This is a genomic window from Streptomyces sp. PL-25, assembly GCF_058344915.1.
The window spans coordinates 6221696-6236387 of sequence record NZ_CP136997.1 but is presented as its reverse complement, the minus strand read 5'-3'; the positions used below and the strand labels follow the sequence as shown (position 1 = coordinate 6236387).

Annotated in this window: 14 protein-coding genes; 10 read left to right on the top strand and 4 right to left on the bottom strand. The window is 73.7% G+C overall.

Translation table 11 applies throughout. From position 1 onward, the window contains the following. Positions 1–114: 114 nt before the first annotated feature. Complete coding sequence (locus tag R4Z62_RS27810) at positions 115–411, bottom strand: DUF5955 family protein (protein WP_173860907.1); 297 nt, start codon at positions 409–411, stop codon at positions 115–117. Between the two features lie 170 nt (positions 412–581). Between R4Z62_RS27810 and R4Z62_RS27805 the strand changes: the two genes are divergently transcribed. Both R4Z62_RS27805 and aceB read left to right on the top strand, forming a co-directional pair. After that, entirely contained in the window at positions 582–1181 is a 600-nt protein-coding gene (locus tag R4Z62_RS27805) for a nucleotidyltransferase family protein (protein ID WP_491521214.1), read from the top strand. Between the two features lie 184 nt (positions 1182–1365). Next, positions 1366–2991, top strand: a complete 1626-nt coding sequence (gene aceB / locus R4Z62_RS27800; protein WP_064535976.1) for a malate synthase A — start codon at positions 1366–1368, stop codon at positions 2989–2991. Positions 2992–3078: 87 nt separating this feature from the next. Here the strand turns inward: aceB and R4Z62_RS27795 are convergent, their stop codons facing one another. Continuing rightward, on the bottom strand, positions 3079–4002 hold the full coding sequence (locus R4Z62_RS27795; RefSeq protein WP_491521213.1) for a HipA family kinase: 924 nt from the start codon (positions 4000–4002) through the stop codon (positions 3079–3081). A gap of 130 nt (positions 4003–4132) precedes the next feature. Here R4Z62_RS27795 and R4Z62_RS27790 point away from each other — a divergent pair, with 130 nt between their 5' ends. Continuing rightward, positions 4133–5101 carry a MerR family DNA-binding transcriptional regulator gene (locus tag R4Z62_RS27790; RefSeq protein WP_491521212.1) on the top strand — a complete coding sequence of 323 codons (969 nt, stop codon included), beginning with the start codon at positions 4133–4135 and terminating at the stop codon, positions 5099–5101. Between the two features lie 173 nt (positions 5102–5274). Here R4Z62_RS27790 and R4Z62_RS27785 read toward each other — a convergent pair whose 3' ends face one another. Further along, the gene (locus tag R4Z62_RS27785; protein WP_491521211.1) at positions 5275–5898 is read right to left on the bottom strand and encodes a histidine phosphatase family protein; all 624 of its coding nucleotides are present in this window, start codon (positions 5896–5898) and stop codon (positions 5275–5277) included. A 157-nt stretch (positions 5899–6055) separates the two neighbouring features. Here R4Z62_RS27785 and R4Z62_RS27780 point away from each other — a divergent pair, with 157 nt between their 5' ends. After that, the gene (locus R4Z62_RS27780) at positions 6056–6445 is read left to right on the top strand and encodes an antibiotic biosynthesis monooxygenase family protein (protein WP_491521210.1); all 390 of its coding nucleotides are present in this window, start codon (positions 6056–6058) and stop codon (positions 6443–6445) included. After that, complete coding sequence (locus tag R4Z62_RS27775; protein ID WP_491521209.1) at positions 6442–6876, top strand: hypothetical protein; 435 nt, start codon at positions 6442–6444, stop codon at positions 6874–6876. The genes R4Z62_RS27780 and R4Z62_RS27775 overlap by 4 nt, the downstream gene beginning before the upstream one ends. 27 nt (positions 6877–6903) lie before the next feature. Here the strand turns inward: R4Z62_RS27775 and R4Z62_RS27770 are convergent, their stop codons facing one another. Continuing rightward, positions 6904–8466: an IucA/IucC family protein gene (locus tag R4Z62_RS27770; protein ID WP_491521933.1), complete on the bottom strand. Its 1563-nt coding sequence runs from the start codon at positions 8464–8466 to the stop codon at positions 6904–6906. 98 nt (positions 8467–8564) lie between these two features. Here R4Z62_RS27770 and R4Z62_RS27765 point away from each other — a divergent pair, with 98 nt between their 5' ends. The 5 genes from R4Z62_RS27765 to R4Z62_RS27745 all read left to right on the top strand — a co-directional run bounded on the left by R4Z62_RS27765 (position 8565) and on the right by R4Z62_RS27745 (position 14663). Continuing rightward, the gene (locus tag R4Z62_RS27765) at positions 8565–10088 is read left to right on the top strand and encodes an IucA/IucC family protein (protein WP_491521208.1); all 1524 of its coding nucleotides are present in this window, start codon (positions 8565–8567) and stop codon (positions 10086–10088) included. Between the two features lie 118 nt (positions 10089–10206). Continuing rightward, the gene (locus R4Z62_RS27760) at positions 10207–11745 is read left to right on the top strand and encodes a hypothetical protein (RefSeq protein WP_491521207.1); all 1539 of its coding nucleotides are present in this window, start codon (positions 10207–10209) and stop codon (positions 11743–11745) included. Positions 11746–11786: 41 nt separating this feature from the next. Further along, on the top strand, positions 11787–12530 hold the full coding sequence (locus R4Z62_RS27755; protein ID WP_491521206.1) for an NUDIX hydrolase: 744 nt from the start codon (positions 11787–11789) through the stop codon (positions 12528–12530). Positions 12531–12582: 52 nt separating this feature from the next. Then, positions 12583–13848: a VWA domain-containing protein gene (locus R4Z62_RS27750; RefSeq protein ID WP_491521205.1), complete on the top strand. Its 1266-nt coding sequence runs from the start codon at positions 12583–12585 to the stop codon at positions 13846–13848. Next, complete coding sequence (locus tag R4Z62_RS27745) at positions 13848–14663, top strand: hypothetical protein (RefSeq protein ID WP_491521204.1); 816 nt, start codon at positions 13848–13850, stop codon at positions 14661–14663. The genes R4Z62_RS27750 and R4Z62_RS27745 overlap by 1 nt, the downstream gene beginning before the upstream one ends. The last annotated feature ends 29 nt before the right edge of the window (positions 14664–14692 follow it).

Here is a 14692-nt window from a genome sequence, read left to right as displayed (position 1 = left end):
GACCCGCAGGCTTACGCGGCGCGGAGGCGTACGTGACCCGCGGGCGTACGTGCCCCGCAGGCGTACGCGGCGCGCGAGCCCTCGATGTGCGGCGCGCGCCCCCGGGCGCGTACGTCAGCGCAGCGGCGGCGGTCCGAACAGGTCCACCGCGGCGCGCACCTCGGCCAGGCCGGGGCGCAGGGCGCTGACGGAGCCGATCGAGCCGGCGATCAGCAGCAGGGAGCGGCGCAGCCGGGGAATCTCGGGGATGCCCGGAGCGGTCGCCGCCGAGAGCGCGGCGAGTGCCGCGAGCTCGTCCTCGGCTATCGCGCGGTCGGGGAACTCCCCTGGATGCGCGGCGAGTTCACGACGCAGACGGGATACGGCGGCGCGCAGCCCCACCACCCTCGGATCCTCTTTGCCGCCGGTCACCGGCCGCTGTTCCAAGCTCCGCAACACAGCCCTCCCCCTCGCACGTCGCCGCGCGCAGTCCCCGGACCCGGGTCAGTAAACGCCACCGGAACGGGGTGCGCCAGCGTGCGGACCGAAATTCAGCCTCGCTCGCCCGGCGCGTTCGACGGGCCGTCAGGTATGCAGGACGTATGACACGTACGGATGACGAGGTGGCCGGTCTCGTCCTGGCGGCCGGCGGCGGCCGGCGGCTCGGCGGCCGGCCCAAGGCACTGCTCACCCACCGGGGCCGGCCGCTGGTGGAGCACGCGGTCGGGGTGCTGCGCGCGGCGGGCTGCGCGCGGGTGCACGTGGTGCTGGGCGCGCGGGCGGACGAGGTGCGGCGGCGGGCCCGGCTGGAGGGCTGTGTGCTCGTGGACAACGCGGACTGGGAGCAGGGCATGGGCTCCTCGCTGCGGGCCGGACTGGATTCGCTCGCGGGTTCGGGGGCGCGGGCGGCGCTGGTCTCGCTCGTGGACCAGCCCGGCATCGGAGCCGTGGCGGCGGCCCGGGTGCGGGCGGCGTTCCGGGACGAGACGTCGCTGGTCTCGGCGGCGTACGACGGGGTGCGCGGGCATCCGGTCCTCTTCGGCGCCGCGCACTGGGCGGGGATCGCGGCGAGTGCCACCGGCGACCGGGGGGCACGCGGCTATCTGAAGGAGCACGCCGGGCGGATCGTCCTGATCGAGTGCGCGGACGTGGCGCAGCCCTACGACATCGACACGGAAGCGGACCTGGCGCACCTGGAGTGAACGGGCTGGCACCGAGCGCCAGCTTCCCTCGACTCAGAGAATCTCGACATCAACAAACCATTGAAGTTCCACGATAAGGAAACTACTATCCACTGATCAGAAGCACCCGACCGCACAGCGGGTGCGAATCGCCCCATTCGTACTCCTTGGCACCCGGTGCCACCGCTGAAGGAAGTGACAGCTCATGTCCGCACCAGCGCCGTCCCCGCTGGCCATCGTCGACGCCGAGCCCCTGCCCCGGCAGGAGGAGGTCCTCTCCGACGCGGCGCTCGCCTTCGTGGCGGAGCTGCACCGGCGGTTCACGCCGCGCCGCGACGAACTGCTCGCCCGCCGCGCCGAGCGCCGCGCCGAGATCGCCCGTACCTCCACCCTCGACTTCCTCCCGGAGACGGCCGCGATCCGCGCGGACGACTCCTGGAAGGTCGCCCCCGCCCCCGCGGCCCTGGACGACCGCCGGGTCGAGATCACCGGTCCCACCGACCGGAAGATGACCATCAACGCCCTCAACTCGGGCGCCAGGGTCTGGCTCGCCGACTTCGAGGACGCCTCCGCCCCCACTTGGGAGAACGTCGTCCTCGGCCAGCTCAATCTGATCGACGCCTACACCCGCAGCATCGACTTCACCGACCCGCGGTCCGGCAAGTCGTACGCGCTGCGCCCGGCCGGCGAACTCGCCACCGTCGTCACCCGCCCGCGCGGCTGGCACCTGGACGAGCGCCACCTCGTCGACGCCGACGGCAGGCCGGTCCCCGGCGCCCTCGTCGACTTCGGCCTGTACTTCTTCCACAACGCGCGGCGCCTGATCGACCTCGGCAAGGGTCCGTACTTCTACCTGCCCAAGACGGAGTCGCACCTGGAGGCCCGCCTCTGGAACGAGATCTTCGTCTTCGCCCAGGACGCGCTCGGCATCCCGCAGGGCACCGTGCGCGCCACCGTGCTGATCGAGACGATCACGGCCGCGTACGAGATGGAGGAGATCCTCTACGAACTGCGCGACCACGCCTCCGGGTTGAACGCCGGCCGCTGGGACTACCTGTTCTCCATCGTCAAGAACTTCCGTGACGGCGGCGAGAAGTTCGTCCTGCCCGACCGCAACGCGGTGACGATGACCGCCCCGTTCATGCGCGCGTACACCGAACTGCTGGTGCGCACCTGCCACAAGCGCGGTGCGCACGCCATCGGCGGCATGGCGGCGTTCATCCCGTCCCGCAAGGACCCCGAGGTCAACAAGGTCGCCTTCGAGAAGGTCCGCGCCGACAAGGACCGCGAGGCCGGCGACGGCTTCGACGGCTCCTGGGTCGCCCACCCCGACCTGGTGCCGATCGCCATGGAGTCCTTCGACAAGGTGCTCGGCGACCGGCCGAACCAGAAGGACCGGCTGCGCGAGGACGTGCACGTCGAGGCGGCCGACCTGATCGCGGTCGACTCGCTCGACGCCAAGCCGACCTACCCGGGCCTGGTCAACGCCGTGCAGGTGGGCATCCGTTACATCGAGGCGTGGCTGCGCGGCCTCGGCGCGGTGGCCATCTTCAACCTGATGGAGGACGCGGCCACCGCCGAGATCTCCCGCTCGCAGATCTGGCAGTGGATCAACGCGGGCGTCGAGTTCGAGAACGGCGAGAAGGCCACGCCCGAGCTGGCCCGCAAGGTCGCCGCCGAGGAGCTGGAGAACATCCGCGCGGAGATCGGCGACGACGCCTTCGCCGCCGGTCACTGGAAGCAGGCCCACGACCTGCTGCTCCAGGTCTCCCTCGACGAGGACTACGCGGACTTCCTGACCCTGCCCGCCTACCAGCAGCTCAAGGGCTGACCGGCGGCGGCGTCACGGCCGTACGGCCCGGAGGCGATACCCCCCCCGCCGGGCCGTACGGCCATTCGCCCCTCCTCGGCCTTCTCCTCAGTCCTCGCGCCCCAGGTGCACGGACCAGTCCTGCTCCGCGGCCGGCTTGCCGTGCAGGTCAGGGACCCGCTTGAGCCAGTCCGGCCGCCCCCGCTGCGCGCGCGCCGCGCGCCGGGCCTCCTCGGCGGCCAGTTCGTCGTGCCCGGGGAAGTCCGTGGGCAGCCAGGACGCGGAGGCCCGCACGCGCGCGTGCAGATGCCGGACGTAGGTCTCGCGCACCTCCTCGGGCGCGCGGAACCCCGGCTCGTCCCGCAGCCAGCCGTCCGGCACCTGGGCGACGACCTCGCGCAGCAGCTCCTCGGTCACCCGCGGGGCCAGCTCGGCGTCGGCCGCGCGCACATCGGGCGCGTACCGGCCGAGCGCGTGGTGCCGGAAGTCGTACGCCTTGCCCGGTGCCGTCAGGTCCCAGCGGTGGTGGAAGACCAGCGCGGCGCCGTGATCGATGAGCCACAGGCGCGGCGGCGCGACCCCGAGGGTCGGCCAGACCATCAGATTGGAGCTGTGGACCGTCCGGTCGACGTTCGCGGTCAGCGCGTCCAGCCAGACGATCCGCCCCGCCTCCAGCGGATCCACCGGGAACGTCCGCGCCACCTCCGGGGTGAGGTCCCGCGCCCCCGGCAGATAGTCCATCCCCAGGTTGACCCCCGCGCTCGCCCCGTGCAGCTCCCGCACCTCCTGGTACGGCTCGTGCGCGGCGATGGCCGGATCGAAGTGCACCAGCACCAGCTCCGGGAACCGCAGCCCGAGCGCACGCGCCAGTTCCCCGACGATCACCTCGGCGACCAGCGCCTTGCGCCCCTGCGCGGAGCCGGTGAACTTGACGACGTACGTCCCGAGGTCGTCGGCCTCGACGATCCCCGGCACCGACCCGCCCGAGCGCAGCGGCGCGAGATAGCGGGTGGCGGTGACCTCGGTCAGCATGGCGGTACACCCCTCGTCCCCGGTCTGCGGCGTGCAGTGCGCATAGTGACCGAGCGTAACAGCCGGGGAGGACGCCTCGGGCGCGGGCGCTTGACCTTACCCTCAAGGGCAAGGTTTAGCGTTCTTCGAGGTGAGAGGCGCGCGAATCGGCGAACTGGCCCGGCGGGCGGGTGTGACGACCAAGGCGGTGCGCTACTACGAATCGCTGGGGCTGCTCGCGCCGGTGCGGCTGGCCAACGGCTATCGGGACTACGGCGAGCACGACGTACGGCTCGCGCGAGAGATCCGGGCGCTGAGTCTCCTCGGCATCCCTGTCGAGGCGACACGGCCGTTCCTGGAGTGCCTGGCCCTGGGGCACCGGCACGCGGACGACTGCCCGGCCGCGCTGGCCGGGTACCGGGACGCCATCGACGAGCTCACGCGGCGGATCGAGGGCCTCACCGCCCGCCGGGCGGCGCTGGTGACGCACCTGCACCGGGCCGCCCACCGCAACAGCCGCCTGTCACCGACCGAAGGAGAGGAACCGATGACCGATTACACGCGCCTGCCTGCCGGCCTGCCCGTTCCCGAGGACGACGGGGCCGCCGACCACCTGCGCGGGGCGCGGATGCCGCAGCTGGAACTCCGTGCCACCGACGGCGCCACCGTCGGCCTCGACGCGCTGGGCGCGGGTCGCACGGTGCTCTACGTCTACCCGCTCACGGGCCGCCCCGGCACCGATCTGCCCGAGGGCTGGAACTCCATCCCCGGCGCCCGTGGCTGCACCGCCGAGGCGTGCGGCTTCCGTGACCACCACCAGGACCTGCTCGCAGCCGGCGCCGCCCGGGTGTACGGCCTCTCCGGTCAGGACGGCGACTACCAGCGCGAGGTCATCGAGCGGCTCCGCCTGCCCTTCCGGATGCTGTCCGACCCCGCACGGAGCCTGGCTCGGGCACTGGACCTCCCCACGTTCACCACCGGCGGGCAGACGCTCTACAGGCGGCTCACCCTGATCATCGAGGACAGCGTGATCGAGCACGTCTTCTACCCGATCTTCCCTCCGGACAGGCATGCCGGCCAGGTCCTGGCCTGGCTCGGCGACAACACTCACCGGCCCTGACACATCGGGACAGCTGTCGCCGAAGCCCGGGATGACGCGGAAGGCGTACGCCCTCAACGGAACGGGGCCGAGGCGGAGCACTCCCGTCGAAGGGCACCGGATCCACCGGGCAGGGTGCCCGCCCCGATCGTCGTCGGCCGCCTCCTCCGGCGGCCCACCGTCGGCCACGGGCCTCAGACGTGGAGTTCCGGCGGGAAACCGGTCCAGCGCAGCCCGGCGGGGAGATGGCCGGTGTCGTTGAAGAGGAGAACCGCCGGGGGCCGCTCGGGTGTGTAGCGGATGACGGTCAGGGCCGCGTGGGCATGGTTGATGCCCAGCCATCGCCACTTCGGCGCCTCGAAGGCGGCCCGGACGAGCCAGCCGACGAGGAAGTTGTGCGTGACGACGAGTTCGTGGCGCGGTTCGTCTCCGCCGACGGGCCCGGTGAACTCCGCGAGTGCCTTCGCCGCCAGCCCGGGACCCTGTTGGCGCTCCTCGGCCGTGAACCGGTCCAGGAACTCGCCCCAGTCATCGGCGGCCTCCGGCGGCAGTTCCGCCCGCGTCGGCAGGTAGGGGACGTAGTCGCCCGCCGCTTCGGAACGGTGGCAGGGAACTCCGTCGAGCTGCTCACCGGCCAGCCGGGCGGTCTGTTCGGCACGGGCGAGGGGTCCGTGGTGGATCGCAGTCAGCGGGATCCCGCGGAGCCGCTGGCCCAGCAGGGCGGCCTGGCGGCGGCCCGTGTCCGTCAGTTCGCTCTCGTCCGGCGACGCCTCGCCGTGACGCGCGAGATAGAGGTAGCGGGCGGCCGTACCGGTCATGGACGCGTCCTTCGAAGAAGTAGATCTTGCGGACCCACGGAAGGACGCCGGCCCACGCGGACCGGTTCCAGCAGGGCCGGCGCCGTCTCCGGTCCGGCGCGCCCGCCCCGGCGACGGACACTGGATCTCCGGACGTGTCCCGCCTTACGGTGGCGCCATGACCAGTGATCGGACAGCGCCCGCCGTGCCCGTCCCGGCTTTCGAACTCCCTTACTACGTCGCTGTCTTCACCACGGTGCGGACCCCGGACCAGGACGGCTACCGCGAGACCGACGACCGTATGGAAGAGCTGGTGAAGGAGGTCCCGGGGTACCTGGGGATGGACCATGCGCAGACCCCCGGCGGGCTGGGCATCACGGTCGGCTACTTCCGCGACGCGGAAGCCCTCGCGCGGTGGCGGGGCGACGCCGAGCACCGCGCGGCGCAGAAGCGCGGGCGGGCCCAGTGGTACGAGACCTACACGCTGCACGTGGCGAAGGTCGAGCGCAGCCACGGCTTCACGCGGGCCCAGGCGCCGGGCGTGCGCGGCGACGGGGAGACCGCGTGACGGCGGACCGGTTCCCGGATCCCGGCGATCCGGAACGCGACCTCGACTGCGCGGTCTTCGTGGCGGTGCCCTACCGGGACGAGCTGTGGGAGCGGGTGGCCCGCGCGGTCCCGGGCGCGGTGCGCCGGGGCAGGACCCTGCATCTGCCGTCGCTGCGGGCCGACTGGGGGCGCAACGACCACGCGGGGGACGGCCTGCCCGACGACGACTTCATCGGCTGGCCCTCCGTCCTGGTCTGCGAGCCGGTCGACGACCCCCCGGCCGCCGAGATGATCGACGCGGTCTCGCGGCTCCTGACCGCCTTCTGGACGCTGGAGGTGCGCGCCGTGGCCAGTTGCGACTACGAGCGGGAGCTGCCGGCCGACGGCGGCGCTCGGTACTGCCGCCCGCCCTGGCCGCCGGCGGCCCCGCCCCCGCCTCCGACCGGGTGAGCCGCCGGGACGGGCCCTGCCGGGTGCCTATCCGCCGGCCAGCGGGTTGGGCAGCGGGCGGTAGCGGGCGTCGGCGCCGTCCGCGCCCGTCCAGCGCAGCAGCAGGTTGGTCTTGCCCGGCAGGGTCGGCGCGGTCAGCAGGGCGGGCACCTCGGGCAGGGCGTGCCGGGACAGCTCCTGCCGGACGGCGGGCCACGGGTCGAAGCCCGGACGGCGTTCGGCCAGGGCGGCGGCGATCTCGGCGAGGTGGTTGACGACCAGGCAGTACACCAGCCGCTCCCAGCCGGCCGCCCGGTCCACCTCGGAGAGCAGCTTGACGCCCTCCGCGTCCCGGAACAGCGCCTGCACGGGCAGCCCGGCGCCGTCCAGGGCGACCAGCGAGTTCTGCAGGTGCGCCTCCAGCACCACTCCGTGCCGCGCGAAGGCGGTGAGGGCCGGGGGCACGACCTGGCGCAGATACGCCGCCCACCACACCGCCGGATCCAGCGGGCCGTCCAGCGGATTGCCGGCGAACTCCTCGGTCAGGGCGGCGGCGAGCAGCGGGGTCGCGCCGGGCAGCAGATGCCGCCGCAGTCCGTCGCGGACGACGACCGCGAGTTCCTCGAAGGCGAAGGCGGCGGTGCGGTGGCCGCGGTCGCTCAGCCAGGCGGCCGGTCCGCCGAGCCGGGCGAAGGCGGCGGTGACCGCTGTGTCGGTGCGGCGCAGTGTCAGCAGGTCGTGCCGCCACAGCCGCCGTACGTCGTTGGTGATGCGCACGTCCAGGCTGAACTTCAGGAACAGGTCGGCCTCCGGCACGTGGACGGTGCGGATCGCGGCGGTGGGCCGCACGTCGAAGCCGGTCGTGCCCAGCCGCAGCAGCCGTCCGTCGGCGAACGCCCCGGCCAGGGCCTCGGCCGCCAGGTCGAGCTGCCAGGGGTGGGCGGGCAGCAGCCGGTAGCCGGGCGGGGCCTGGCCGAGGGCGTCCAGCGCCGAGGTGTCGCCCTCCTCCACGACCTGGTCCTCGCGCAGCCCGAGCAGCACCAGCGGGAAACGGGCGTACGCCTCGGGCGCGTACGGCAGCCAGGAGGTGACCGGGCCGCCGCCGCGCGCCTTGGGCGCCGGGTGGCAGGGGTGCCCGGTGACGAGGGACTGCTCGGAGCGGGTGTAGAGGTCCCCGGGCGGCGCGGTCCGCTCCCGGGCGGCGAGCAGTGCCGCCACCGCCTCCCGGCTGTCGATCATCTCGGCGGAGAGTTCGTCGTTGGTGACGCCGGTGTGACGGCGCAGTTCGTCGGCGACCAGTTTGACCAGTTCGGTGTGGCCGAGCCGCTGCCAGCGGCCGTCGGCGGCCACCTCGGGCGCGGCGGGGCGCCGCCCGGCGCGCACCCGCAGCAGCCGCCCGGTGCCCGGCAGCCGGTAGAGGGCGTGCCCGGCCGGTCCGCGCCGTCCGGCCTGCTCGGGCTGGCCGTTCCCGTGCTCCGGGCAGGGGTGTGCCACCTCGCGGATCAGGCAGTTCAGCAGGGGCGCGACGGCGTGGGCGTCGGCGCGCGCGCCGTTGTCGGCGGCGGACGCGCCGGTGCCGTCGGTGGGGGGCGTCAGCTCCATGCGTTCCATTCGTTCCATACGTCCACACGGTGCGAAGGTGATCAGTATGTCTGCCCGCGCGCTACCGTGGCGCCCGCGCGTCCGATCCGTACCCGAGGAGCCCGACCGTGCACCGTCTCCCGACCGCAGAGGCCGAGATCGGCGAGGAACTGGCCGTGGTGCGTCCCGGCCTCGTCCCACGGTACGCGCGCGAACTGGCCGGCGCGCGGGCTGCCGTGCTCACCCGGCTGTGGCGGGCGCTGGCGCACGAGCCGCTGCCGTGGATCGGCGGCCGGGAGCGGGTGCGGGACGCCCTGGTGCTGCGGCTGTCCGACGGCCGGGTGCTGGAGGGGCCGCCGGCCGACCCGTACGCGACGGACGCGTACGTCACCGCCGTGCGCCTCGACGGCGAGGTCCACGACGATCCGGCGCGGCTGACGACCGCCCTCGCGGTGCCGCACGGCGGCGCGCTGGCCGCCGAACTCGCGCACAGCGCGGCGTCGTTGGCGCTGTCCCGCGCGGACCGGCCGTCGCCCGCCGGGGGGCCGCTCCCGCCGGAGGAGTGGCCCGGCCGGGACTGGGAGTGGGAGCAGCGGGTGGTCGACGGCCATCCCTTCCACCCCAACTGCCGGTCCCGGCCCGGTTTCTCGGTGGCCGAGCAGCTGGCGTACGGCCCGGAGCACCGGCCTGTGGTGGAGCTGCGGCTGCTGCCGGTCGCCGCCCGGGAGTGCCTGGTGACCGGGGAGTGGCCGCGGGAACTGCGGGACGGCGGGCGCCTGTTGATGCCGGTGCACCCGTGGCAGGCGGAGCATGTGCTCAAGCGGCCCGGCGAGGGCGACCGGCTCGCCGCGCATCCGCTGATGTCGCTGCGCACCCTGGCCCTGCCGGACGGCCCGCACGTCAAGACGGCGCTGTCGGCGCGGCTGACGTCGTCGGTGAGGGACATCTCGGTCGGTTCGGTGACCGCCTCGGCGGTCCTGTCGGCGTTCGCGCAGGACCTGGCGGCCCGCACCGGCGGTCTGCTGCACCTCACCCGCACCCTCGGCGCGGCCACCGCGCACTCCCCCGACCTGGCGGCCCTGTGGCGCGAGTCGCCGCAGGAGTACGTCCGTCCCGGCGAGCGCGTCCTGCCGGTGGCGGCCCTGCCGGGCACCGGGCTGCCGGACTCCCCCGCCTGGCTGGCCGGCTTCACCCGGCTCGCGCTCACCGCCGGTCTCGGCCTGCTGGAGCTGGGCGTGGCGCTGGAGGCGCACGGCCAGAACCTGCTGGTGGTGCTCTCCCCCTCCGGTGCGCCGCTGCGCCTGGTCTACCGCGACCTGGCCGACATCCGGGTCAGCCCCGCCCGGCTGGCCCGGCACGGCATCGCGGTCCCCGCGCTGCCCGAGCGCAACCTCACCGACGACCCCACCGCACTGCGCCGCAAGCTGTTCGGCTCGCTGGTGGCGGGCGCGCTGGCCGGTGCGGCGGGCTCCGGTCCGGCGCTGTGCGCGGCCCTGGAGGCGGCCCTGCCGGACCTGCCGCGCACGGCGGACGTCCGCGCCCTGCGCGAGGAGCCGCTGCCCGTCAAGGCGTTGACGCTGATGCGGCTCTCCCCCGGCCGCAGCGGCGACATCTGGACCGAGCTGCCCCGGCCGGGCGCGACCGGACTGTGACCTTCCGTCCGGCTATGAGACAACTTTCCGGCCAAACAACGGCGTTGTGGTCCTCATCACGCCGCGGCGGTGTAGCTGTGGGGCGTTCGTCGGACACCCACGGCCCCGAGAGCGGAAGATGACTGACGTCGACAGCAGTGACGGTCTGATGAAGCCGATCCGTCCCGAACAGCTCGACCCGGGTGCGGTGATCGCGCAGTCGCTGGACAACCAATGGGTCCCGGCGCAGCTCACACGGCAGATGATCGAGCGGGGCGAGTCCCTCGACCAGGTCGGCCTGCTGCGCCGCCAGGAGGTGCGGGCCGAGTACTTCCGCAGCCTGATCAACGCCGGCCAGGTCGTGATCAACCGCGCGTACTTCTACAACAACGACGCGATCAACTGCGACCTCGTGGAGCAGGGCGAGTCCCGCACGGCGCACCAGCGGCTGCTCGCCTCGGGGGCGATCGTGCCCTTCCTGCTCGGTGAGCGGCATCCGGCCGAGGAGCCGCCGGGCCGTCTGCATGTGCGGCGCGACGGGTTCACGGCCTGGCAGGAGACCCTGGAGGGGCTGCCCGCCACGGACCGGGTGCGCTGTGTGCGCATGTCCTGGGACGACTCGGCGGACGACCACGAGAACCGGGAGAGCACCCGGCTGCGGCTGTTCCAGCCGTTCGCCGAGAAGGTGCAGGGCCTGACCGCCAAGGACATCGACGTCCTGGCCGCCCAGACGGGGGTGGCCCGCGAGGACGCGGACCGGTTCGGGCGGCGACTCGGCGAGGTGGTCGCCTTCAGCAACGACCTCAGGGTCAGCCGGCGGCCCGTGGTGCGCAACGCCCTGTACGAGGAGTTCGTGACGGTCCCCGGGACCAATGTCGCCGAGGGCAGGTACGACCGGAGCAAGCCCTTCGCGGCGCAGATCAAGCAGCTCCTCGACCTCGTCTACAACGTCAACCTGGCGGACGCGCTGGGCCGTTACCCGCTCACGCCCGGCGACAGCCTGCGGCGCGTGGTGCTCCAGGAGGCCCGGGAGGCGCGGGCCGCCACCGGTTTCGTCGAGGACCCCGAGCATCTGCTGACGTTCCTGCGGCGGCACGCCTTCGCCGCGGTCCAGGACCGGCTGACGCCCGCCGCGGTCAACGCGCTCACCCTCCAGGACATCTGGCGGCTGCGGCAGACCTCCGTGTGGAACGAGTACGTGCGGGCGTTCGGCGCGCTCACCGCCGCTCCCGACACCTTCGACGAGCGGGTGGGGCAGGTCTTCGACCGCTACGTAGGGCTCAACTCGGAAATCCTCAGGCTGGCCAGGAAGCGCGAGCGGGCCAGACCCGCCCCGTGGCGGCCGGTCGTGGAGGTCGTCGTCACCGTGGGGGCGGCCGTGTTCACCGCCGTCAGCGGCAGCGACCTGTGGGAGGTGGCGGGTTCGGTCCTGCCGCTCACGGTGAGCGGTTCGCTGACGGGCTCGGTGCAGCTGGTGCTGCGCAACCGGATCGCCGGGCGGCAGGAACAGAGGTTCGCCCGGGAGATCGCCTCCGTGCGGCTGGCGAGTGAACGAGAATGGACCCAGTTCCACGATCTGGTGCGGCGCCTGCCCGGCTACCGGGACGCGTCGGGCCCCGCCCCGACCGGCACGGCGTCCGCCACCACCCAGGACAACGAAGACCTGCCCGAGTACTGAGAAGGCCGGAGTCAGCCCTTGCACTGCCCGCGGAGCATCCCATGAACCGGTACGAGGCCCTGCGGCGGGCCGTTCCGCGGTGGTTCCGCGACGAACCGGGGGGCATCGGCATCCTCACGGACCCCGCCCTGGTCCGCCGGGCCCGGCGCCAGGTCACGGCGGCCGGACGGCAGCCGGCAAGGGGCTTCCTGGGGACCCTGCGGGCCCGGCTCGCGGTGCTGCTGCGGCCGGTTCCCGCGGGCGTGGTGTCGGCCAACCGCCATCTGTGGTACCTGCGCGACCCGGTGCGTTTCCCGGACGGGCGGCTGGGCCTGTACGACCGGCTGCTGCCGCCGCCGGACGCCTCCCCGGGCGTGGTGGTCCTGCCGCTGCTCGGCCCGGAGAGCGATGTCGTGCTGATCGAGCACTTCCGGCACGCCACGCGGACCCGGCACTGGGAGGTGGTGCGCGGTTTCGGGGACCCGGGGGCCGGTGGCGAGGAGAACGTCACGCGGGAGCTCCGGGAGGAGATCGCGGCGGTGCCCACGGCGGTGGTCCCGCTCGGCGGACTCCATCCGGACACCGGGCTGCTGGCCCACCGCGTCGAGCTGTACGCCGCCCGGGTGGACGGCTTCGGCGACCCGGAGCGAGGCGAGGCGATCGACCGGATCCGCGCGGTGCCGTGGGCCGAGGCCGAGGCGATGGTGGCGGACGGGCGGATCACCGACGGGTTCACGGTCGCGGTGCTCTACCGGGCGCGGCTGGCGGGCCTGTTCGGCAAGGAGCCGGGGCCGGGGGCGGAGTAGGCCGCCGCCGCTCGTTTTGGAGCAACCACCGTCGGGTCAATAGGATCCGCCGATGATCACAAGACAACGGCTGGCGGCAGGAGTCTGTGCTCTGCTCGCCGCCCTGACGGCCGGGATCGCCTTTCCCGCCGGCGCGGTCGCCGACGAACCGGACGGCCGGGCAGCGCCGAAGGTCGAACTCGTCCTGGACGTCAGCGGCTCCATGCGCGCACGGGACATCGACGGCGGGACGCGGATGGCCGCGGCCAAGCAGGCCTTCAACGAGGTGCTGGACGCGACCCCCGAGGAGGTCCGGCTCGGCATCCGCACCCTCGGCGCCAACTACCGCGGCGACGACCGCAAGACGGGCTGCAAGGACACCGCGCAGCTCTACCCGGTCGGCCCGCTGAACCGCACCGAGGCGAAGGCGGCGGTGGCCACCCTGGCGCCGACCGGCTGGACCCCGATCGGGCCCGCGCTGCTGAAGGCGGCGACCGATCTGGAGGGCGGCGACGGCGCCCGCCGTATCGTGCTGATCAGCGACGGCGAGGACACCTGCCAGCCGCTGGACCCGTGCGAGGTGGCCCGCGAGATAGCCGCCAAGGGCATCGGCCTGACCATCGACACCCTGGGCCTGGTGCCGGACGCCAAGACCCGTGACCAGCTCAGCTGCATCGCCGACGCGACCGGCGGCACCTACACCTCCGTCCGGCACAAGGAGGAACTGTCCGACCGGGTCGGTCAGTTGGTGGACCGCGCCGCCGACCCGGTGGTGACGCCGGTCGCCACCCAGGGCGCCGCCGACTGCACCAGGGCGCCCGCGCTCAAGTCGGGCCTGTACACCGACCGCGAGGAGTTCGGGCAGCAGCGCTGGTACCGGGTGGACGTCAAGCCCGGCCAGGAGCTTCGGGCCTCGGTCAGCGTCGCCGACGACCGCGCCGTGCGCCCCGACCACGGGATGCTGCTGCGGGCGGTGACCGTGCACGGGCGGGAGATCGTGCGCGGGGAGGCGGCCGGCACCGGCCGCACCGACGTGGTCTCCACGGGCCTGCGCTATCCGAAGCCGAAGAGCGACGACGACAACGCCCCGGCGGAGACGGTGTGTCTCCAGGTCACCAACTCCTTCGCGCCGACCGCCGGGGTGAAGACCACGCCGGGTCTGCCGCTGGAGCTGACCGTGGACGTGGTGGGCGCCCCCGACCCGTCGGGCGACGTGGCGGCGTTCGGACTCGGCCGCGGCTGGTGGCTGCTCGGCCTCCTGGTGCTGACCGGCTTCCTCGCCGGAGTGATCTGGGGCTGGCTCTCGCGCTGGCGCGTGGCGATCTGGAGGACCAACTGATGCGTCTCACCCGTGCGTTCGGCGCCGCGCTGCTCGTCCTGGGGCTTGCGGCGGCCCCCGCGGCGGCCGACTCCTCGCCCTCGGCGAGCCCGTCCGGCGACAGCAAGGCCCCCTCCCAGGCGGGCACCTCCTTCCGTACGGCGACGGAGATCGAGCAGGGGCAGCGGGCGACCGCGAGCGCCTCCACCGGCGACTACCTGTACTGGTCGTTCCCCGCGGACGCCGGTCAGCGCCCCACCGTGCACGCGACGGTGAAGCTGCCCGAGCAGCACACCACGCAGACCTGGCAGGTCGACGTCTACGACGGGCTGCGCCGCCGCCAGTCGTGCCAGTACGGCGCCCAGACCCGCACCGCCGCGGCGGGCACCGCCTCGGTGGAGCTGGCCTGCGTCCTGCGCACGGTCCGCGCCTGGTCGGAGCCGTGGGCCAACGACCCGCTGCCCGGCACGTACTACATCCGGCTCACCGTGGTCGGCCTCCAGGCGTCGGACCTGGGCCTGCCGGTGAGCGCCGAGGTCCGGGCGGAGTCCAAGCACATCGGCGGCCCCGCGGCCGTGGACGGTTCGCTGTCCCAGCCGCTGGTCCCCGGGATCGCGGTCACCTCGCAGCACGACGGCGGTGACAGCGGCGACGGCAAGAAGAAGACGGCGGTGCTGTCGAGCATCGAGCCGGACGGCGGCTGGTCCTCGGGCTGGTGGTCCGACCGGTGGGTGTGGTCCGGGATCGGTGCCGTGCTGGCCGCGCTCGCGGGCATCGGCGGCTACGCGCTGACGCGGGGTTCCGGACGGCCGTCTCGGGTGCCGCCCGGCGCCTGACGGTACGTCACCCCACTGATCCAGGAGGT

Bases quoted from the DNA above. Each gene is read 5' to 3' on its own strand.
- R4Z62_RS27805 (WP_491521214.1), top strand. From the start codon at position 582: ATGACACGTACGGATGACGAGGTGGCCGGTCTCGTCCTGGCGGCCGGC.
- aceB (WP_064535976.1), top strand. From the start codon at position 1,366: ATGTCCGCACCAGCGCCGTCCCCGCTGGCCATCGTCGACGCCGAGCCC.
- R4Z62_RS27795 (WP_491521213.1), bottom strand. From the start codon at position 4,002: ATGCTGACCGAGGTCACCGCCACCCGCTATCTCGCGCCGCTGCGCTCG.
- R4Z62_RS27785 (WP_491521211.1), bottom strand. From the start codon at position 5,898: ATGACCGGTACGGCCGCCCGCTACCTCTATCTCGCGCGTCACGGCGAG.
- R4Z62_RS27780 (WP_491521210.1), top strand. From the start codon at position 6,056: ATGACCAGTGATCGGACAGCGCCCGCCGTGCCCGTCCCGGCTTTCGAA.
- R4Z62_RS27770 (WP_491521933.1), bottom strand. From the start codon at position 8,466: ATGGAACGCATGGAGCTGACGCCCCCCACCGACGGCACCGGCGCGTCC.
- R4Z62_RS27760 (WP_491521207.1), top strand. From the start codon at position 10,207: ATGACTGACGTCGACAGCAGTGACGGTCTGATGAAGCCGATCCGTCCC.
- R4Z62_RS27755 (WP_491521206.1), top strand. From the start codon at position 11,787: ATGAACCGGTACGAGGCCCTGCGGCGGGCCGTTCCGCGGTGGTTCCGC.
- R4Z62_RS27750 (WP_491521205.1), top strand. From the start codon at position 12,583: ATGATCACAAGACAACGGCTGGCGGCAGGAGTCTGTGCTCTGCTCGCC.
- R4Z62_RS27745 (WP_491521204.1), top strand. From the start codon at position 13,848: ATGCGTCTCACCCGTGCGTTCGGCGCCGCGCTGCTCGTCCTGGGGCTT.